A 15869-nucleotide genomic window follows, 5' to 3' on the forward strand; every position below is an offset into this window, starting at 1 on the left:
AACACGTTTTTTTTGTGAAGTTTTGCCATGCTGCGCGTTCTGCGCGGCATTTACCTTTTCATCGCTGCCACCTCAGTCTGGCAAGTGGCAAAAAAGTCATGCTGAGAACGTCTGACGTAACACTTTTGCAAAGTATCGGAATTCAGATGGCGAGTTAGCCGGCTGATACATGGGCAGGTTTAGGGAGCGGAAATATTGAGGGGCTTAAAATAAGGTGATTAGGGGGAAATAACTTGTGCGGCAGGATACCTGCCGCATGCATCTTTATCCCTTTTTCATACTTTCAATATAGCGATTCCGAGATTGATTTCGATTGTTATACTCAGTAACCAACCTATTGAAGCTATTGATCATGCTGTTATAATTTTTTTCAAGACCTGCGTTTTTCGATTTATCCAGATCGCGACGTAGCGCCTTCACGTTCGCCAACAGCGCTGATGCGTTCGGCTCCAGATTGAACCAGAATGGATCGGCTGCCGTCTTATTTGCCATCGAGGCTCGATTCGCTTCACCATAGGTTTTCGCTGCATCTAACGCCTGCTGGTATGTCGTTTCAAGTGGCTGTAGATTTTCCACCGTCAAACGGTCCTGCACATTTAGCGCGTCGATGGCGTCAATGACGGTGCGGGCTTCCAGCATCACATTTTCTGTGTGCCACCAGATATCCTTACCATTACGCTGCTCCATAGCAACCAGCGCTTGTTTTTCTATTGCCAGGTTGCGTGAGGCGACAATGCTATGGATGCGATCGGATTTTGCAAAGAACGTCTTGAACAACGGTTCGATTTGAGACTGAAGGGCCTTGCCTTTAGCCATTCCATCGTCTTTGTAATCGCCCTGAGAATAGTAGGTATCAACTTCCTGAACCAGAGGAATCAATTGTTGGAGGGCTTGAGCATAATCTGCACCAATCGGGTCAAGCTCTGGGTCGGCTTGCCCACTCTTCGCCCCTGCTTCCAGACCCTCGACACAGTTTTTGGCAATAGCGTACTGATCGCCATGCTGAGTAAGTGTAAAGCGAGTCTGTAAATTCCAAAAAGCGCGGCCATTAGCGAGCTGGCTTTCGTAAGCAGTATGATAACGAGCATAAGCACCGCGCCAAATACCATCTACGCCGTTAATACACCCGACGAACGGGGCAAGTTTAGCTACTGTTGCCTCGTTTTCTTTCGATAATAGTGTTTCAGCACTCCCTTCCGCCTTACCTCCCATTAGTTCGTTCAACACATCCGTTTTATAGATGACCGCCCCGCCAATCACAGCCACTGTGACTAAAGCACTGACTACCTTCTTCACTAAAACTCTCCTGTTAATAATAAAGAAATCCCCAACCTTGAGCTCCTATGCTCGCGGCTGAAGGCCAGGCAATAGTACCACATGTAACAATTGGTAACGATTTTCCGTACCGTCGGACTCACCGAGCATGGATCTAACGTTTGTCAGTTCAGAACACACTCGGCGACGTCTCTTTTAACGGCCTGCTAGCTAAGCAGAAGACGCTTACGGTTCGTCGATTTTCACGATCTCTTCCTTCACCTTCCACTTGCCGCCTACCAGCTCGCGGGTGGTGGCGACCATCGCCTGTTTCTCTTCGGAGTAGGCTTCCGTGGTTTCGGCAATCAGGACAGGCTGATTATTGGCGATCTGATAGGCAGACCATTGATGCCAGCAGCAGCCGCTTTTGGTAAACGTCGTAATGACCTTACTTTTCTCATCGATATCGAACAAGCCGAGGTTGGTGCTGGCTAACTCGGTCAGCGACGCATTCAGGGTGAACTGCTGCTTTTCCACATCAAACAGGTACACATCGTAAGACGGCCCGCCGTAAGCGCCGCTATTGCCATTACGCACTATGATATCCGCGTGGTGATCGAAGTTAGCGTCATCAATCACCAGTCCGCTGTTGTTCTCGCCATAGACTTCAACCAGATTCGCTGTCACTTCGCCCTTAGTGTTCAGCTCGATGAACATATTTTCCATCGTGATACGCTGGAACAGATCACCACGCCCTTTCTTAAAGATATCCAGCGTGCCGGGGCCTTCGCAGGTTGAGTAAGAAGAGTCGAGATCGCACGTCGCCACGCTGAGCACAAAGTCCCACTGGTCTGATGCCTGAGTAATCAGAGAGATATTTTCACTACCGGAAAGCACCTGAATACGGGAAACCATCTCATTCCCCAGACAAACGTCATCCTTACAGCGATCGCGCTCGACCAACCAATCACGCTGCTCCTGACGCGCCTGCGCTTTATCTGCCTTTTTCATGTAACCCTGATAGGCCTTGTTCAATACCGTATCAAGCTGCTGTAACTGGCTGCTGGCACAAATCATTTTCTCAGTGTCTGTGCTGGCCTTGCTGCAATCCATCGCCCAGGCGGAGGAGGTGAAACAGAACAGCAGGGATGAAACGGCCAGAGATAAATAACGCATGAAGTATCGCTCCTTGAAAAACAGATGAAACCTAACTGATTGATAAAATGGATAACGGGTTATTGCTTGCTGCCATTTCCCATCTTTTTAAGAAAACGCTGCTGCTCAACCAAAATCGCTTTCAACGTAATACATTGATAATCAATGCCGTAACGCGGGGCGACGTCTGCAATAATTTTCGATAACGCAGGGTAGTGCCGATGATTCCAGTTGGGAAAAATATGGTGAGTCAGGTGCATATTGAGCTGCCCCAGCCAGTAGCCAAGCCAGGCGGGACGAGTCGTCCAGTCCACCGTGGTGGAAAAGACGTGCTGATAACGACCATGCCTGAATAGGCCATCGTCCGGTGCCTGATAGAACGTGCCTTTCGCCCAGTGCGACCCCAGAATCAGGACAACAAAAATCAGCGACGACAGCATTTGGCTCAGCAGATAAACCAGCAATAGCGCACCGAGGCTGACAGGTGTCGGCGACAACAGCCAATAGGGGATCGCCAGCGCCAGCAGGGCATGCAGCGCTTTTGATAACAGAAAAATACCCCAGCCCTTACCGCCCTGAAGCGTCATATTGCGCGTCACCTGCGTTTTCCCTGCGCGATCGAGCCAGTCAAAAAACCAGATGATGCAGGGGAATGTCAGCGATGCCACCATCGGCCAGTAGTAGCGCTGGGCGCGCATAAAAAAGCGAAACCGCTGATAGGGCGATTGCCGCAAAACGCCATTCTCTTCGATATCCAAATCGTAGTGCTGCACGTTGACATGCGCATGATGGAAAATCACATGCCGCACTCGCCAGCAGTCGGAATCCATGCCGAGCGGAATACTCACCACGATATTGAGCAGACGATTCGCCCACGGCCGCCGGAAAAAGACGTTATGCGAGGCATCATGCACCACGTTCACCGCCAGAAACATGGCGGTAAAAATAAAGCCAAAATAGCAGCCCACAAAACCCCACAGCGTCGTCTGCCGGAGGCTTAAACCATAAAACGTCAGACACAGCGCCACCAGAAACAGCATCTTGCCGATAAACCCAGCGTTGGCAAAACGGTGGTCGCCCGTTTCCGCCAGATAATCATTCGCGGCCTTCATCAACGCCCGATGCAACGCCAGATCGCGACCTTGTTCATAGCGGAGCGGCTTTAGCGGTGCGAGCGTCATTCTTCCTCCGCTCCCGCTTTCACGACGCGTCGCGAAGTACGCCGATCGTTACCTTCGCCCATCAATTTTAAAAACCGGCGCTGACTGGCCAGTAGCTCACGATAGGTAATACAGCGGTAGTTCATGCCATGCTCGGCAGCCACGCGCCGTAAGATGTCGGCTAACGCAGGATAATGGCGATGATGCCATCCCGGAAAAAGATGATGCGTCAGATGTAAGTGCAACCCTCCCGTCCAGCGCTCAAGCCAGCGCGGCGTCGGCAGCCAGTCACAGGCTGTCGCAAAATTGTGCTGATACCAACCCTGAGGCATGGCCTCTGTATCAGTAACGGTATAGAACTCAGCCTCCGCCCAGTGCGTGCCCAGCAGCAAAAATACCACCAGCAACGAGGCCAGCATCTGCCCCAACAAATAGCTTAACAGCACGATGCCTGGGCTAATGCCGTGTGCCGCTCCTACCATGATGGGAATCACCAGTAACAGCAGGACATGGCCGATTTTACTGCCGACAAAAATCATCCATCCGCGGTAGCCTAACTGTGCTGAACGAGCATTGACGGGAGTTTTCCCCAAGCGATCGGCCCAATCAAAAATCCAGGCGATATAAGGGAGCGAGAACGCAGCCACCAGCGGCCAGTAAAGATGCTGATAACGCATGTAGGAACGGTGGCGCTGAAAAGGCGTTTGGCGGAAAACCCCATTCTCTTCCGTATCCAGATCGTAATGTTCCACATTCGGATAGATGTGGTGGAAGTCCACATGACGCAAACGCCAGTAATCAGGATCGATACCTAACGGCAACGTGACGATGCGCCCGACCGTGCGATTCATTGTTCGGTTGCGGAAAAAAGTATTATGGGAGGCGTCATGATTAACGATGATATTCAATAACATCGACAGCATGATGAAAGAGAAATAGCTCAGGAAGAATGCCCACGCCGCCTGCTGCATTAAGCAAACGGCATAACAGGCGATGCAGCATAAAAAGAGTAATCCGGCCTTAACGAACTGGCCGCTATCGGCAAAACGATGATCGTGATTCGCGCGGAGATAGGCCGATGTTTCCCGCTGTAATGCCCGATGGAAAGCCTGCTCGTCCTTCGCTGGATACGGTTTGGCGGGAAGCACATTAACCATTTTCAGGTTCCTCGGTCAGAGGCCGCTGGCCCCAGCCAACTGCCATCGCCAGCCCGTGCAGCGCCAGCATCAGCATCGCAATCCTCCAGTAGAGTGCTTCCCAGCCCAGGTAGACAAGAAACACGGCTGGGAATAGCAGCACCACCACGAGCCAAACGTAAATACCCCAGCGCCGTCCTTCCGAAATCCCACCTAGCGCCACCGCACCCGCCACCAGCAGCAGGAAGAGCGCCACCTGCGACAGATCGGCGGAATCATAGCCGTAGCCATACAGGTAGACATAGCCCACCACCAGCGCAAACAGCAGCATTGCTCCGGCAATCAACGCCACTGGCGTACAGTGAAACGTTGCCTGACGTGTACGGCGCACCGACAGTTTCAGGTACTGCATAAAGGGCAGGTTACTGGCCCAAAACGGATTTTTTGATGGCGTTGCTTTGCCTGCACCGTAGCGGAAAGGCGTGTCAGGCAGTTGCGGGCAAAAGCTGCCGAACAGTTTGTCCCAAAAAATGAAGGTGCCGCCGAAGTTCTTATCGGCATAAGCGCGATCGTTCACGTGGTGCACACGATGGTGTGCGGGCGTCACCAACACCTTTTCCAGCCAGCCCAGTTTGGGCGTCATCGCATTATGGTTAAAGAGCTGAACGCTGTAATGCAGGATGGACACGGTAACGAACACGTACAGCGGTACGCCGAGCAGCGCCAGAATCAGGAAGAACGGAATCGAGGTCAGCGAGGAATACCAAGAGTTACGCACGCCCAGTGACAGATTGAAATGTTCGCCCTGATGATGCACCACATGCACGGCCCACAACACACCGAAAGTATGGTGCAGGCGATGTAGCCAATAGAAACCGAAATCCCAGGCGAGTATCGCGAACAGCCACATCAGCACCGGCGGCCAGGTCTCTATCCAGCCCAAACTGAAATGCGCCGCGACATAGCCATAGCAAAAAATCTCCACGCTGCGAAAAAGCCACAGCATGATATGCCCTGAGTTCAGGTTGAAAACCACGTCATGCCAGTTCACCTTCTCACGCTGCATCCACTGTAGAACCAGCGCTTCGCCAATTACCACAACCAGCATAAAGACAATGGGTAATGCCAAATCGATCATGATGTCATTCCTGATGGCGCTTATCGTTAGGCAGCGGAGCCGCTGGGGAAATGGCCTTCACCGCCTCCCGGCTACGCAGAAAAATCCACCCGGTAATTCCCGCCAGCATCGCGCCGGTCACCAGATCGATGAACAGATGTCGGCGCAGTTGCAGGATAGACAGGGCAATCGCCGCTCCCCACAGAAGGTACAAACCGGTTTTCACCTTCTGCCGGCTATCGCTCATTGCCCACACCGCCAGCACCGTTAGCGCAATATGCAGTGACGGCAGGCAATTCTGCGGCGAGTCGATACGCAGTAAAAGCTGTAGCACACGGGTGGAGAGATCGTCCCCAACGACCTGTGGATACACCATCGTAGTCGGAAAAATCAGGTACACCGCGCCCGCAATCAAGGCAGTCAGCTGCGTTGCTCGACGTAACCCCGCCAGACGCGTAATCGGGCAAGATAAGTAAGACAGCGGCACGATGATAAAAAACGAGAGATACAGCCAGATCGCCGACGCGCTAAAAGGAATCAACTCATCAACAAACGACGTCGGCAGTACCGTTCCCTGACCCTGAAACTGTGCGCTCAGTTGATACACCAGCCCGACCGTTCCCCAACCGAAGAGCAACGCTTTCAGTCGCAATAGCCGCGTTTTTTGCGGAAATAGCCTCATACACTCTCCTTCAGGCGGGTAATCCGTCTGCGCTTTTGCGTAAACTCCGGCGCAATCTCACCGGCGGTTAACCGCCACCGGAGGCGAGACGCATCAATCCCTTGCAACGCAAACTGCTGTGACAGACTATCCCGACAGGCTTCCAGCTCCGGCAGACTGCACGCGGCGGATAAATGCAGCGTCGCATCGCCCTGCTGCGCCAGTCGATAGTCGGCATGCAGCGGCAGCGCATTGGCGATCACTCGACTACAGAGATCGGCAAACACGGTTTGAGGTTCGCCGTTACTGTTTGGCAATCGCAGGCTGTCATCGCTACGCCCTTCAATGCGGGCAATCGCCATCGTCACTCGACCACACGCGCAGGGCGTTTTTTGCTTCACCAACACATCGTCCAGCCGATAACGCACAATCGGCTGGGTGCTGCGGGTGAAATCGGTGATGATGGGCGTAAAGCGTTCGTCATCCAGCCACTGCGGCTCGATGTGAATAAATTCTTCGTTGAGATGCAGCGTGCCGTGCTCGCAGGTCGATGCCAGAAAGCCTTCCGTCGCCTGATACACTTCCCCAACCTGTCCGAAGATCTGCTGGAGCAATTGCTTGTCCTGCGGTTCCAGCACCTCGGCGACAGAAATCACCTTTTTGACCGATAGGCGCAGCTCACCACGCTGTACCGCTAGCGCCAGCTCGCGCAGCACCTGTGCGGGAGCGACAATAATCGACGGCGACCACGCTTCCAGCCGCGAAAAATGCTCAGAAAATGGCGCAAAGAGATCGTAAAACGACAGGCTGAGCCAGCGGTTATCCACGCTGTGATACAGGTTGTTATCCGCCCGCAGGAACAGCGCCACCCGCTCACCAGCACGTAAGCCGTCCGGCAGCATTTTCGCCAGCATGCCTCCCGCCCACACCTGTTGTTCACGCGGGCTGACGACAAACAGGCCACGCTGCCCAGAGGTGCCGGACGATAGCCCGACGCTAAACCCGCCCACATTCGGCGTGAAGTCGCGCTCTTCCTCACTGCGGCGCGCGCAAGCGAGCAGTTCATCCCGCTTAAGCCCAGCGGTGTTCATCCGATCGAACTCGGCCATCATCACGGCTTTATCCATCATCGGCCAGGATGTCATGGGTAGCTGGCAGTAAGGCCGAAAATAGGGGCTACGCACCAGCACGCGCCGAGCAAAATGAGAAAGCTGGCGCTGCTGATGGCGTTCAAGCGCCTGACGAGTGGAAAAGGTCAGGCGTCTGGCGCGGAAATAGTGCCAGATCGTCATCAGCGGAATCATAGGTCACCCTCGTGACACAGCCGAATCTCGACTTGCCCGTTCAGGTGCAACTGGTGCAGTTGGTCCAGCGTGTGGTAATAGGCTTTCGGATCGTCCATCACCAGATTCGCCAAGCGCGATGGCCCACGCCCTTCGCGATAGCTGTGCGGCGACCAGGCGGCATCGCTTGCCAGCAGCACCCAGCCGTTTTCCGTCAGCACAAACGCGCCGAGGTGTCCGGCGGCATGGCCGGGCAGCGGCACCAGCACGATCTCTTTATCGCTACCCGGCAACGCATAGCCTTGCGTAAACGGCGCAAGCTCGGCTGGCAGATCGGTAAGCGGGAAGTTCTCAACAAACTGGAGCGCCTGCTCGAAATGTTCAGGGATCAGCGCGGGCACAAACGCCCGCTTCAAGGCCGCGAAACCGCGCAGATTCCGCGTCTGCTGCCATCCCAGCGCCGAACAGATAAACGGCACGTTAGGGAAATCCCGCAGCCCCGCGATATGGTCGCCGTGAAAATGGGAAATAATCAGGCCGTCGATGTCCGCAGGTTGAATCCCCTGCCCGTGTAGCTGGTGAATCAGCGCGTCTTTCGTCTCGAAATGCACTGGCGTCATTCTGCGGTACAGCTGAAACAGGCCAGATTGCGTGGCATCGGTAAAATGCTGGGCATAGCCGGTGTCCCACAGCCAGCGCTTACCCTGACTTTCCAACATCCAGACGCGTGCCGGAAAACGGCACACTTTCCATCCCGCACCACGCAGCGCCATGCAGCCGGGATGCAAACAGTACCCGACCTCAAACGTTGAAATATTAGCCATGTCCGTCAGTCCTCCGCTGTGCAAGGTGCGCGTTGAACCAGTCTCCGGTCAGCTCGATGCCCTGCTGAAGGGAGAAACACGGCTGATACCCCAGCTCCTGCTTGGCTTTCTCCGCACTGAGCGTCATATCGAAATTCACCGCTCCCGCACTGTAGCGCGTCAACAGCGGCTCTTTCCGGCTAAACCACGAGAACAGCTCCATGCTACCCGCCACCGCGTGCAACAGCGGATACGGCACTGCCCTGACGCGATAGTTCATCCCTAGTTGCCCGATCAGCAGTTGCTCAAGCATGTCTGCAAGGCGTGCGGGTTCATGATTGGTGATGTTATACGCCGAGCCAGACACTAACCCCGTGCGCTGGCTGGCAAGCGCCATCGCTTCCACCACGTTGCCGACAAACGTCAGATCCAGCAGCGCTTCGCCACCGCGCGGGAGCCGCAGCACGCCGCCGCCCACTGCAATCTGTTCCAGAACTCGCGGCAGAATCACGCGGTCATGCGGGCCAAACAGGCCACGCGGGCGCAGAATCACGTAGGTAGTTTGCGGGTAGCGCGACGTCAGCGCCTGAAGCCGTTCTTCCGCCAGAAATTTAGTCTGCGCATAGTGATTGGCAAAACGTGCCGCGCGGTAGCCTTCATCGATATTCAGGTGGTGCTGATAGTCGAAGTAAATCGCGGGCGTGGAGATGTGTACAAAGCGCGGGATACCCAACTGACCGGCAGCGTCGGCCAGTCGTGCCGTCACCTCGGTATTATTCTTATAAAAATCATTATATTGGCCCCACGGCGATGATTTCGCAGCGCAGTGCCAGACCACGTCACAGCCCGCCATCAGCGTTCGAAACTGGTCTACCGAGGTGTCCACCAAATCGATACCAATAAACTGCGCGCCCAGCGTTTCAAGCTGCTGCCCTACAGTGCGATCGCGCCCGCAGGCCAGCACCTGATGCCCGGCCTGAAGCAGCCATTCCACTGCGTTACGCCCCAGTCCGCTGGTCGCGCCCGTGACGAAGACTCTCATGGGATCAATACCATGCCGCCCAGCGTCAACCCGGCGGCCGTACCGACCAGCATCGCGGGTTCACCCTCAGGCAGACGCTGCGTCACGATGGCATGATGCAGCGCCGTCGGAATCGAGGCCGCCACCTGATTACCGTGATAGCGATAAATATCAATCAGCCTTTCCGTCGGGATCGCCAGCCGCTTACGCATATGTTCCAGCGACAGGTGGCTGGCCTGATGCGGAACCACCGCCGCCATCTGATCCAGCGAATAACCGCTGGCCTCCAGTAACCGTTGCAGATAGCCCTCGATCAGCGCAGAAGCCTGCCTGAATAGCCGTTTTCCCTGCATATGGAACAGAAAATCATGCAGCTCCATCCCCGCACGCGGGTTACGCAAGGTGCCACCAGCGCGGATCTGGCACAGTTCGTTACCCTTCGGGTAGGTTTCCAGCAGACACGCCGCAATACCGCTGCGCCCATCGCCACGTTCGACAATGGCACACGCAGCACCATCGCCAAAAATCAGCGACGATTCTTCGTCATCCCAATCGATACCGCGCGAAGCCAGTTCGGTAGAGACGATGGCAATACGTCGATAAGCTCCAGTATTTAACAGCCCGGCCGCCACCTGAAGCGCGGAAATAAAGCTGACGCAGCTGCTGTTAATATCGAAACAGGCCGTCCCTTTTGGCAGGGACGACGCTTTTAATAAGTGGCTGGCGCTATAAGGCAGCGCCTGAATCGGAATCGCGGAAGCAAACAGTAGCAGATCGATGGACGCTGGCGGAATAACGCCCCGCGCCAGCGCGTCATTTAACGCCGCAACACCGAGTTCCGCCTGGCTAGCATGATTATCCGCATGGTGGCGATAAATAATGCCTGAACGGCTTTCGACATATCCAGCGGGTTTATTGAGCCGCACATCTAATTCAGCCGACGTCACCCGCTGCGTGGGAAGCGCGCTGCCGGTAGAAATAATCTTGAGTGGAATCAATCCCTGAGTAAATGCATGACTTTGCGTCTTCAACTTCAATCCTTTCTAGATTTATTATCGTTTTACCCGTACTGAGCAGGCTATCACGTACGGTATTTATTCATTCTGTCGCTAAGAATAACGAAATCACCACAAATTGAAATCTTAAGCTGTGCGGTAGCACTATTCCATCCCGACACTTTTTCGCTATTCTCTGTGCATTCGCGATGCTTAATTAAGCCAGAATTTATACTTATGTCATTGTTTATCAAATCGGTTATTGGCGCGCTGATCGTATTGCTCATCAGCGTACTGGCGAAAAGCCGAAACTATTATATTGCCGGGCTGGTGCCGCTATTTCCCACGTTTGCGCTGATCGCACATTATATCGTTGGCACCGAACGTGGACTGGAAGCGCTGCGCGCCACCATCCTGTTTGGCATCTGGTCCGTTATTCCTTATCTGGTTTATCTCATCTCACTTTATTACTTTACCGCGTGGATGAAATTGCCACAGGCGCTGTTTGCAGCGGTCGTGTGTTGGAGTGTATCAGCGGCTCTGCTGGTCAAAATCTGGACGTGGTATCAGGGGAATTAGGTGTAAAACAGCAAACGGAAAAAAATTTCTGATGTGTCCAATCACTCTCGCAATAGAGAAAGAACCCGGCGTATCCGGGTTCAATATGTTGGCATTTCTATTGTATCAGACTCATAGCGATCAAGATTAACGGCATACTTGCGCCATATCGATAGTGTAGTTACAGCCGGGATTGGCCTTCTCCTGCCAGTGATGTTTATCCATTTTTGCGGTACATCCCGCATCTTCTAATAAGGCCTGACGACCATCTGCGCTGCATACCAATATTAGCGAATGCCCTTCTACAGACTTTGCCTTCATTTTATAGTCCTTAAAAGGGGCAAGAAGCGCTGGATCATGAGCTGTTGCAGCGACCAGAAGCGGGTTGTCAGTCGCGGAATCAGGATTGCCATAACGAGTTTCTGCTTCAACGGATGCGCTTAATTTTGTTAGGGCAGACGACAGCGGGTACATCGTCTCTTGTTGATTCGCTGAACTAAAAGAGCAGCATCCTGCCAAAAATAAAACACTTGCGAGGGTGATATATCTCATGCAACCTCCTCCCAATAAACTAATTCATTCGTGTTCACATCTCGCCCCGTATCAAGGTTCCAATGGCCAAAGAATGACAATGCGTCTACATCAGACTTTTCAACTGATTCAGCAACTAACCGCCATGCCTCAACGACATGAGTTATCGCGAGATCAAAAACATCATCGTAGTTTTTCCTCCCTCTTGGCGTTGCGATATTTGTCAGAAACTGCTGATCCAATTCCGCGACAGCGGGGTAGGTTAAACCAAGATTTACCGCAATATGACGCGCCAGCGGCATCAACTTGTTGCCTTCTTCAGCAATCTTGTCGACCATAAACAAGAACCGTGAATTCCATTTATTAATATCGGGCTTATTGCTAGAAAACGCCTGAGCGTAAGTTTGCTGCAAAGCAGATTCCCATAGCTTTTTTATCGTTTCATTAAGCTGTCCATCCTGCGAACATCCTCTAATCCCAGAATTAAGATGTTCAGAAAGCCCTACTTCGCCCAAATTTAATCTTTGAAAAATATAGGCATCCTGATTCATCTCACAGATACGATGTTCACGTTTATTCTGAGCATAAGGACCAACAATTTTTTCCACAACAGGATGAATCGTCATGTCAGTCACCACGTGAGCGACATAGCCCAGCAACCACGCTAGCGCCTTTTCTTTCTCAGCACCCTGTAACCCCATCACACCTTTAGCAAGAGACTGAACCACATCCCCTGTCTTTTCATAGTGCATCATATCGGCCCATTCTGCGGCACCAGAATCCGCAATAGCCAGATAAGGGTAATCAGGGCTAACCGAACCTAATTCACAGAAACGAAGATATCTCTTTAATACGAGGATACCGCTTTGAGGTACCTTTCCTTTCTCCAACCGCTTTGTTTCAACTGCAAAATTAACAACTGCGAGATGTGCATATGCTCCAGCCATGAAGTTCACCTTTAGCGTGGTATAACACGATTATTAATAGTCACTTACTAAAACATGAAGGAAATAAGAGCTGTACCGTTGAACAAAGTCGGCCTGAAAAATGAATCATGAAGGCTCAATAAAAAACCGTGGTAATTATTTGATAGATAATATTATTTCAATACGTAGATCGCGTAACCATACTACCAGTAGAAATGAGTGCCTCTATTCTGTTTGGCAAAATCTGTGAACAATGCCAGATATAAAGATGACACCAGCATCAACGCTACAGCATCAAACATGTCTGGTAACTTATCTGGACGTGGTATCAGGGGAATTAGGTGTTGGCAGAAGGGATGGCCCCCTCTGCTATAGGCAGGTGAGATTAGGCGAAGGCGAAGCCTTCATCTTCCCATCCCGTGATTCCCCCTATCATAATTTTTACCGGGCGACCGAGTTGCGCCAGCTTTAATGCCGCCTGATCTGCGCCATTGCAGTGTGGTCCCGCGCAATAGACGACAAACCGCGTGTCATCAGGCCACTCGGCCATACGCTCAGGTGTGATTTCACGGTGCGGAAGGTGAATCGCTCCCGGTATATGGCGCGCGCTAAAGTGCTTCGCCGATCCCACCACATGCAATAACACAAAGTCCTGCTGAGTGTCAGAGAGCGATCCCGCCACATCCGCACAGTCTGTTTCAACGGACAGGCGACGTGAAAAATGGGATAGGGCGATATCAGAAGCAGCAAAGGGATATTCAGTCACGTAACTCATCGATTTTTCTCACTGATTGGAATGAGGCTCGACTATAAAACGGATACATAAAGGCTGGCAGATGGCATTATTGCCATATATCGTCAATATCATGACAAGTTATTGAGGTGAGGAAATCGATGTTCAATCCGCTTGTTGTCGTACTCGCTTATGATGGCTTGTGTACATTCGAATTTGGTATCGCTGTTGAAGTCTTCGGCCTTCCTCGCCCCGAAATGGGGGAACATTGGTATCAGTTTGCCGTTGCGGGTTTAGACCGTGGCGCGATGCGGGCAACGGGTGGTATCCATGTAGTTGCCGATGGTGGCCTTGAGCTGTTAACACAGGCAGGGACGATTATCATTCCCGGCTGGAAAGGCAATGATGTGCCCGTCCCCACACATCTGGTCGATGCATTACGCCAGGCACATCAGCAGGGTGCCAGGCTGCTCTCTATCTGTTCTGGCGTTTTTGTCCTCGCGGCGACAGGTCTGCTTTCCGGGCGACGCGCCACGACGCATTGGCGCTACAGCGACACGTTAAAAATGCAATATCCTGATATCAACATCGAGCCAGACGTGCTTTATATCGATGAGGGAACGATTCTTACGTCCGCCGGGAGTGCGGCGGGTATCGATCTGGGGCTGCATCTCATCCGTCGGGATTACGGCAGCAAAGCGGCCAATCAAGTAGCTCGCCGATTGGTGGTCGCACCGCATCGTGATGGCGGGCAAGCGCAGTATATTGAAAAAGCGGTACCTGTAGACTACGAACGCTCGCGACTCGGGCCGCTTATCGATCATGTTCGAGCCAACCTCGCGGAAGAGTATTCCGTTACGAAGCTGGCAGCAATTTCCTGTATGAGCCCACGCACGTTCCTTCGCCGTTTTTCTGCCGCTACGGGTACGACGCCAGCGCGCTGGCTACTGGCCGAACGGCTGAATACCGCACGCGATTTACTGGAAAATACGCGCTTATCGATCGAGAAAATCGCCGAAACGGTAGGATTCGGTACCGCAGCCTCGTTACGCCACCATTTTCGCCAGCAGCTCGATCTCACGCCTTCAACCTATCGGTTGCGCTTCGGGCAGAGAGCCGATGATATCCCTGAGAATCTTGCCGCTAAGAGAGGATAAGATCATGACAAAAACGACGTACCCCGGCACGGTTTATCGCCCCATTCTCTCCGCGCAGGAAGCCGAACGCTTCACGCTCCCACACTATTTCACGCTACGTGGACACGATGATCAGACAGAGGCTGACATCTGGCAGCCCGCACCGATTGAGGTCGATCCAGCGACGCCCTGGGTTGTCGGGCCACAGGTGGGGGTGGATGGCGCAACGCACGCCCATGTTCAACAGGCGGTGAACGCCGCGCTGCGGGCGCAACAGGATCGGGCGCGGATTGAGATTAAACTGCTGCCAGGCACCTATACCGGCACTGTCTACATCCCTGCCGATGCCCCACCGCTCACGCTATGTGGGGTGGGAGAACAACCGGATGACGTAGTGATTCAACTCGCGCTGGATTCGATGTTTTCACCCGCGATCTATCGGGAAACGGTAAATTCGCACGGTGAATATCAGCCCGGCGATCCTGCCTGGTATCTGTACGATCTCTGTGCATCAAAACAAAACGCGACGATTGATACCATTTGTTCCGCCGTGGTCTGGTCACAGAGCGACAATTTCCAGATGAAGAACCTGACAGTGGTGAATACCTTGCTGGATTCAGTGGATAGTCGTGCACATCAGGCCGTTGCGCTGCGCACCGACGGCGACAAGGTACAGCTTGAAAAGGTCCGCCTCATCGGTCGTCAGGATACGTTTTTCGTCAACACCAGCAACCTTCAGAATGAGTACGTCACGGACCGCTACAGCCGAGCCTACATTAAAGACAGCTACATTGAGGGCGATGTCGATTACGTTTTTGGGCGCGCAACTGCGGTATTCGAACGCGTCCACTTTCATACAGTTTCCAGCCGTGGGGCGAAAGATATTCACGTCTTCGCGCCTGACAGCATGCCGTGGGTGCAATACGGTTTTCTGGCAGTGGCGTGTCGTTTCACGGGAGACGAAGGCTTCAGCGGAGGAAAAAAGGCCAAACTGGGGCGCGCCTGGGATCAGGGAGCAAGGCAGACGGGATATCAGCCGGGCCAGACGGCAAACGGCCAGTTAGTGATTCGTGACAGCACGATTGACGCCAGCTATGACAGAAAACAGCCGTGGGGCTCGGCGGCAACCACCGCACGGCCCTTTGCGGGTAACGCGAATTCCGGCCGCAATCTCGACGATGTGCATTTCAATCGGCTGTGGGAATTCCACAATATCGACGAGACGTGAGGTACAGCGAAAGGGATAACAATATAAAAGGTGAGTGTTATTCGCGAAAGAGTCGCACTGATGGAATTAATTAACCTGAACCGCTGGCGGCCTGTAAACAATACAGGCCATAGAAAAGTAAAAGAATCTTATTATATTACTGATAAATCTCGCTTAATTCGCATTCCCTGAT

The 15869-nt window shown here is 53.0% G+C and carries 16 protein-coding genes; 3 read left to right on the forward strand and 13 right to left on the reverse strand.

Translation table 11 applies throughout. The features are described 5' to 3' along the window. Positions 1 to 264: 264 nt before the first annotated feature. The 10 genes from NXT09_RS16845 to NXT09_RS16890 form a co-directional block, all read right to left on the reverse strand. On the reverse strand, positions 265 to 1296 hold the full coding sequence (locus NXT09_RS16845; protein WP_268580631.1) for a DUF3829 domain-containing protein: 1032 nt from the start codon (positions 1294 to 1296) through the stop codon (positions 265 to 267). Between the two features lie 204 nt (positions 1297 to 1500). Continuing rightward, a complete protein-coding gene (locus NXT09_RS16850) occupies positions 1501 to 2430 on the reverse strand; it encodes a lysozyme inhibitor LprI family protein (RefSeq protein ID WP_268580632.1) in 930 nt (309 codons plus the stop codon). 59 nt (positions 2431 to 2489) lie between these two features. Then, positions 2490 to 3590, reverse strand: coding sequence for an acyl-CoA desaturase (locus NXT09_RS16855; RefSeq protein WP_268580633.1), 1101 nt, complete (start codon positions 3588 to 3590; stop codon positions 2490 to 2492). Further along, the gene (locus NXT09_RS16860; protein WP_268580634.1) at positions 3587 to 4726 is read right to left on the reverse strand and encodes a fatty acid desaturase family protein; all 1140 of its coding nucleotides are present in this window, start codon (positions 4724 to 4726) and stop codon (positions 3587 to 3589) included. Before NXT09_RS16860 ends, NXT09_RS16855 begins: the two co-directional genes overlap by 4 nt. Then, positions 4719 to 5843, reverse strand: coding sequence for a sterol desaturase family protein (locus NXT09_RS16865; protein ID WP_268580635.1), 1125 nt, complete (start codon positions 5841 to 5843; stop codon positions 4719 to 4721). Before NXT09_RS16865 ends, NXT09_RS16860 begins: the two co-directional genes overlap by 8 nt. A 4-nt stretch (positions 5844 to 5847) precedes the next feature. Next, on the reverse strand, positions 5848 to 6504 hold the full coding sequence (locus NXT09_RS16870) for a phosphatase PAP2 family protein (protein WP_268580636.1): 657 nt from the start codon (positions 6502 to 6504) through the stop codon (positions 5848 to 5850). Then, complete coding sequence (locus NXT09_RS16875) at positions 6501 to 7787, reverse strand: F390 synthetase-related protein (protein ID WP_268580637.1); 1287 nt, start codon at positions 7785 to 7787, stop codon at positions 6501 to 6503. Before NXT09_RS16875 ends, NXT09_RS16870 begins: the two co-directional genes overlap by 4 nt. Continuing rightward, entirely contained in the window at positions 7784 to 8590 is an 807-nt protein-coding gene (locus NXT09_RS16880) for an MBL fold metallo-hydrolase (protein WP_095993183.1), read from the reverse strand. Before NXT09_RS16880 ends, NXT09_RS16875 begins: the two co-directional genes overlap by 4 nt. Then, complete coding sequence (locus tag NXT09_RS16885) at positions 8583 to 9611, reverse strand: NAD-dependent epimerase/dehydratase family protein (RefSeq protein ID WP_268580638.1); 1029 nt, start codon at positions 9609 to 9611, stop codon at positions 8583 to 8585. The genes NXT09_RS16880 and NXT09_RS16885 overlap by 8 nt, the downstream gene beginning before the upstream one ends. Beyond that, positions 9608 to 10621, reverse strand: coding sequence for a 3-oxoacyl-[acyl-carrier-protein] synthase III C-terminal domain-containing protein (locus NXT09_RS16890; protein WP_205551981.1), 1014 nt, complete (start codon positions 10619 to 10621; stop codon positions 9608 to 9610). Before NXT09_RS16890 ends, NXT09_RS16885 begins: the two co-directional genes overlap by 4 nt. A gap of 201 nt (positions 10622 to 10822) precedes the next feature. Here NXT09_RS16890 and NXT09_RS16895 point away from each other — a divergent pair, with 201 nt between their 5' ends. After that, positions 10823 to 11164, forward strand: coding sequence for a GlpM family protein (locus NXT09_RS16895; protein ID WP_095701160.1), 342 nt, complete (start codon positions 10823 to 10825; stop codon positions 11162 to 11164). Positions 11165 to 11290: 126 nt separating this feature from the next. On the opposite strand, the gene NXT09_RS16900 is transcribed toward NXT09_RS16895, so the two are convergent. The 3 genes from NXT09_RS16900 to NXT09_RS16910 all read right to left on the reverse strand — a co-directional run bounded on the left by NXT09_RS16900 (position 11291) and on the right by NXT09_RS16910 (position 13375). Continuing rightward, on the reverse strand, positions 11291 to 11695 hold the full coding sequence (locus tag NXT09_RS16900) for a hypothetical protein (protein WP_268580639.1): 405 nt from the start codon (positions 11693 to 11695) through the stop codon (positions 11291 to 11293). After that, positions 11692 to 12621, reverse strand: a complete 930-nt coding sequence (locus NXT09_RS16905; protein ID WP_268580640.1) for a zinc dependent phospholipase C family protein — start codon at positions 12619 to 12621, stop codon at positions 11692 to 11694. The genes NXT09_RS16900 and NXT09_RS16905 overlap by 4 nt, the downstream gene beginning before the upstream one ends. 364 nt (positions 12622 to 12985) lie before the next feature. Then, a complete protein-coding gene (locus tag NXT09_RS16910) occupies positions 12986 to 13375 on the reverse strand; it encodes a rhodanese-like domain-containing protein (protein WP_268580641.1) in 390 nt (129 codons plus the stop codon). Between the two features lie 119 nt (positions 13376 to 13494). On the opposite strand from NXT09_RS16910, the gene ftrA reads away from it, so the two are divergent. Together ftrA and pemB are read left to right on the forward strand one after the other, a co-directional pair. Then, positions 13495 to 14490 carry a transcriptional regulator FtrA gene (ftrA, locus tag NXT09_RS16915; protein ID WP_268580642.1) on the forward strand — a complete coding sequence of 332 codons (996 nt, stop codon included), beginning with the start codon at positions 13495 to 13497 and terminating at the stop codon, positions 14488 to 14490. A 4-nt stretch (positions 14491 to 14494) separates the two neighbouring features. Further along, positions 14495 to 15697, forward strand: coding sequence for a pectinesterase PemB (gene pemB, locus NXT09_RS16920; protein WP_268580643.1), 1203 nt, complete (start codon positions 14495 to 14497; stop codon positions 15695 to 15697). The last annotated feature ends 172 nt before the right edge of the window (positions 15698 to 15869 follow it).

The organism is Pectobacterium jejuense (assembly GCF_026800125.1).
GTDB classification, from domain to species: Bacteria; Pseudomonadota; Gammaproteobacteria; order Enterobacterales; family Enterobacteriaceae; genus Pectobacterium; species Pectobacterium jejuense.

Coding starts and splice junctions, on each gene's coding strand:
- NXT09_RS16855 (WP_268580633.1), bottom strand. CDS start 3,590: ATGACGCTCGCACCGCTAAAGCCGCTCCGCTATGAACAAGGTCGCGAT.
- NXT09_RS16905 (WP_268580640.1), bottom strand. CDS start 12,621: ATGGCTGGAGCATATGCACATCTCGCAGTTGTTAATTTTGCAGTTGAA.
- NXT09_RS16900 (WP_268580639.1), bottom strand. CDS start 11,695: ATGAGATATATCACCCTCGCAAGTGTTTTATTTTTGGCAGGATGCTGC.
- NXT09_RS16865 (WP_268580635.1), bottom strand. CDS start 5,843: ATGATCGATTTGGCATTACCCATTGTCTTTATGCTGGTTGTGGTAATT.
- pemB (WP_268580643.1), top strand. CDS start 14,495: ATGACAAAAACGACGTACCCCGGCACGGTTTATCGCCCCATTCTCTCC.
- NXT09_RS16885 (WP_268580638.1), bottom strand. CDS start 9,611: ATGAGAGTCTTCGTCACGGGCGCGACCAGCGGACTGGGGCGTAACGCA.
- NXT09_RS16880 (WP_095993183.1), bottom strand. CDS start 8,590: ATGGCTAATATTTCAACGTTTGAGGTCGGGTACTGTTTGCATCCCGGC.
- NXT09_RS16850 (WP_268580632.1), bottom strand. CDS start 2,430: ATGCGTTATTTATCTCTGGCCGTTTCATCCCTGCTGTTCTGTTTCACC.
- NXT09_RS16870 (WP_268580636.1), bottom strand. CDS start 6,504: ATGAGGCTATTTCCGCAAAAAACGCGGCTATTGCGACTGAAAGCGTTG.
- NXT09_RS16875 (WP_268580637.1), bottom strand. CDS start 7,787: ATGATTCCGCTGATGACGATCTGGCACTATTTCCGCGCCAGACGCCTG.
- NXT09_RS16910 (WP_268580641.1), bottom strand. CDS start 13,375: ATGAGTTACGTGACTGAATATCCCTTTGCTGCTTCTGATATCGCCCTA.
- ftrA (WP_268580642.1), top strand. CDS start 13,495: ATGTTCAATCCGCTTGTTGTCGTACTCGCTTATGATGGCTTGTGTACA.
- NXT09_RS16860 (WP_268580634.1), bottom strand. CDS start 4,726: ATGGTTAATGTGCTTCCCGCCAAACCGTATCCAGCGAAGGACGAGCAG.
- NXT09_RS16895 (WP_095701160.1), top strand. CDS start 10,823: ATGTCATTGTTTATCAAATCGGTTATTGGCGCGCTGATCGTATTGCTC.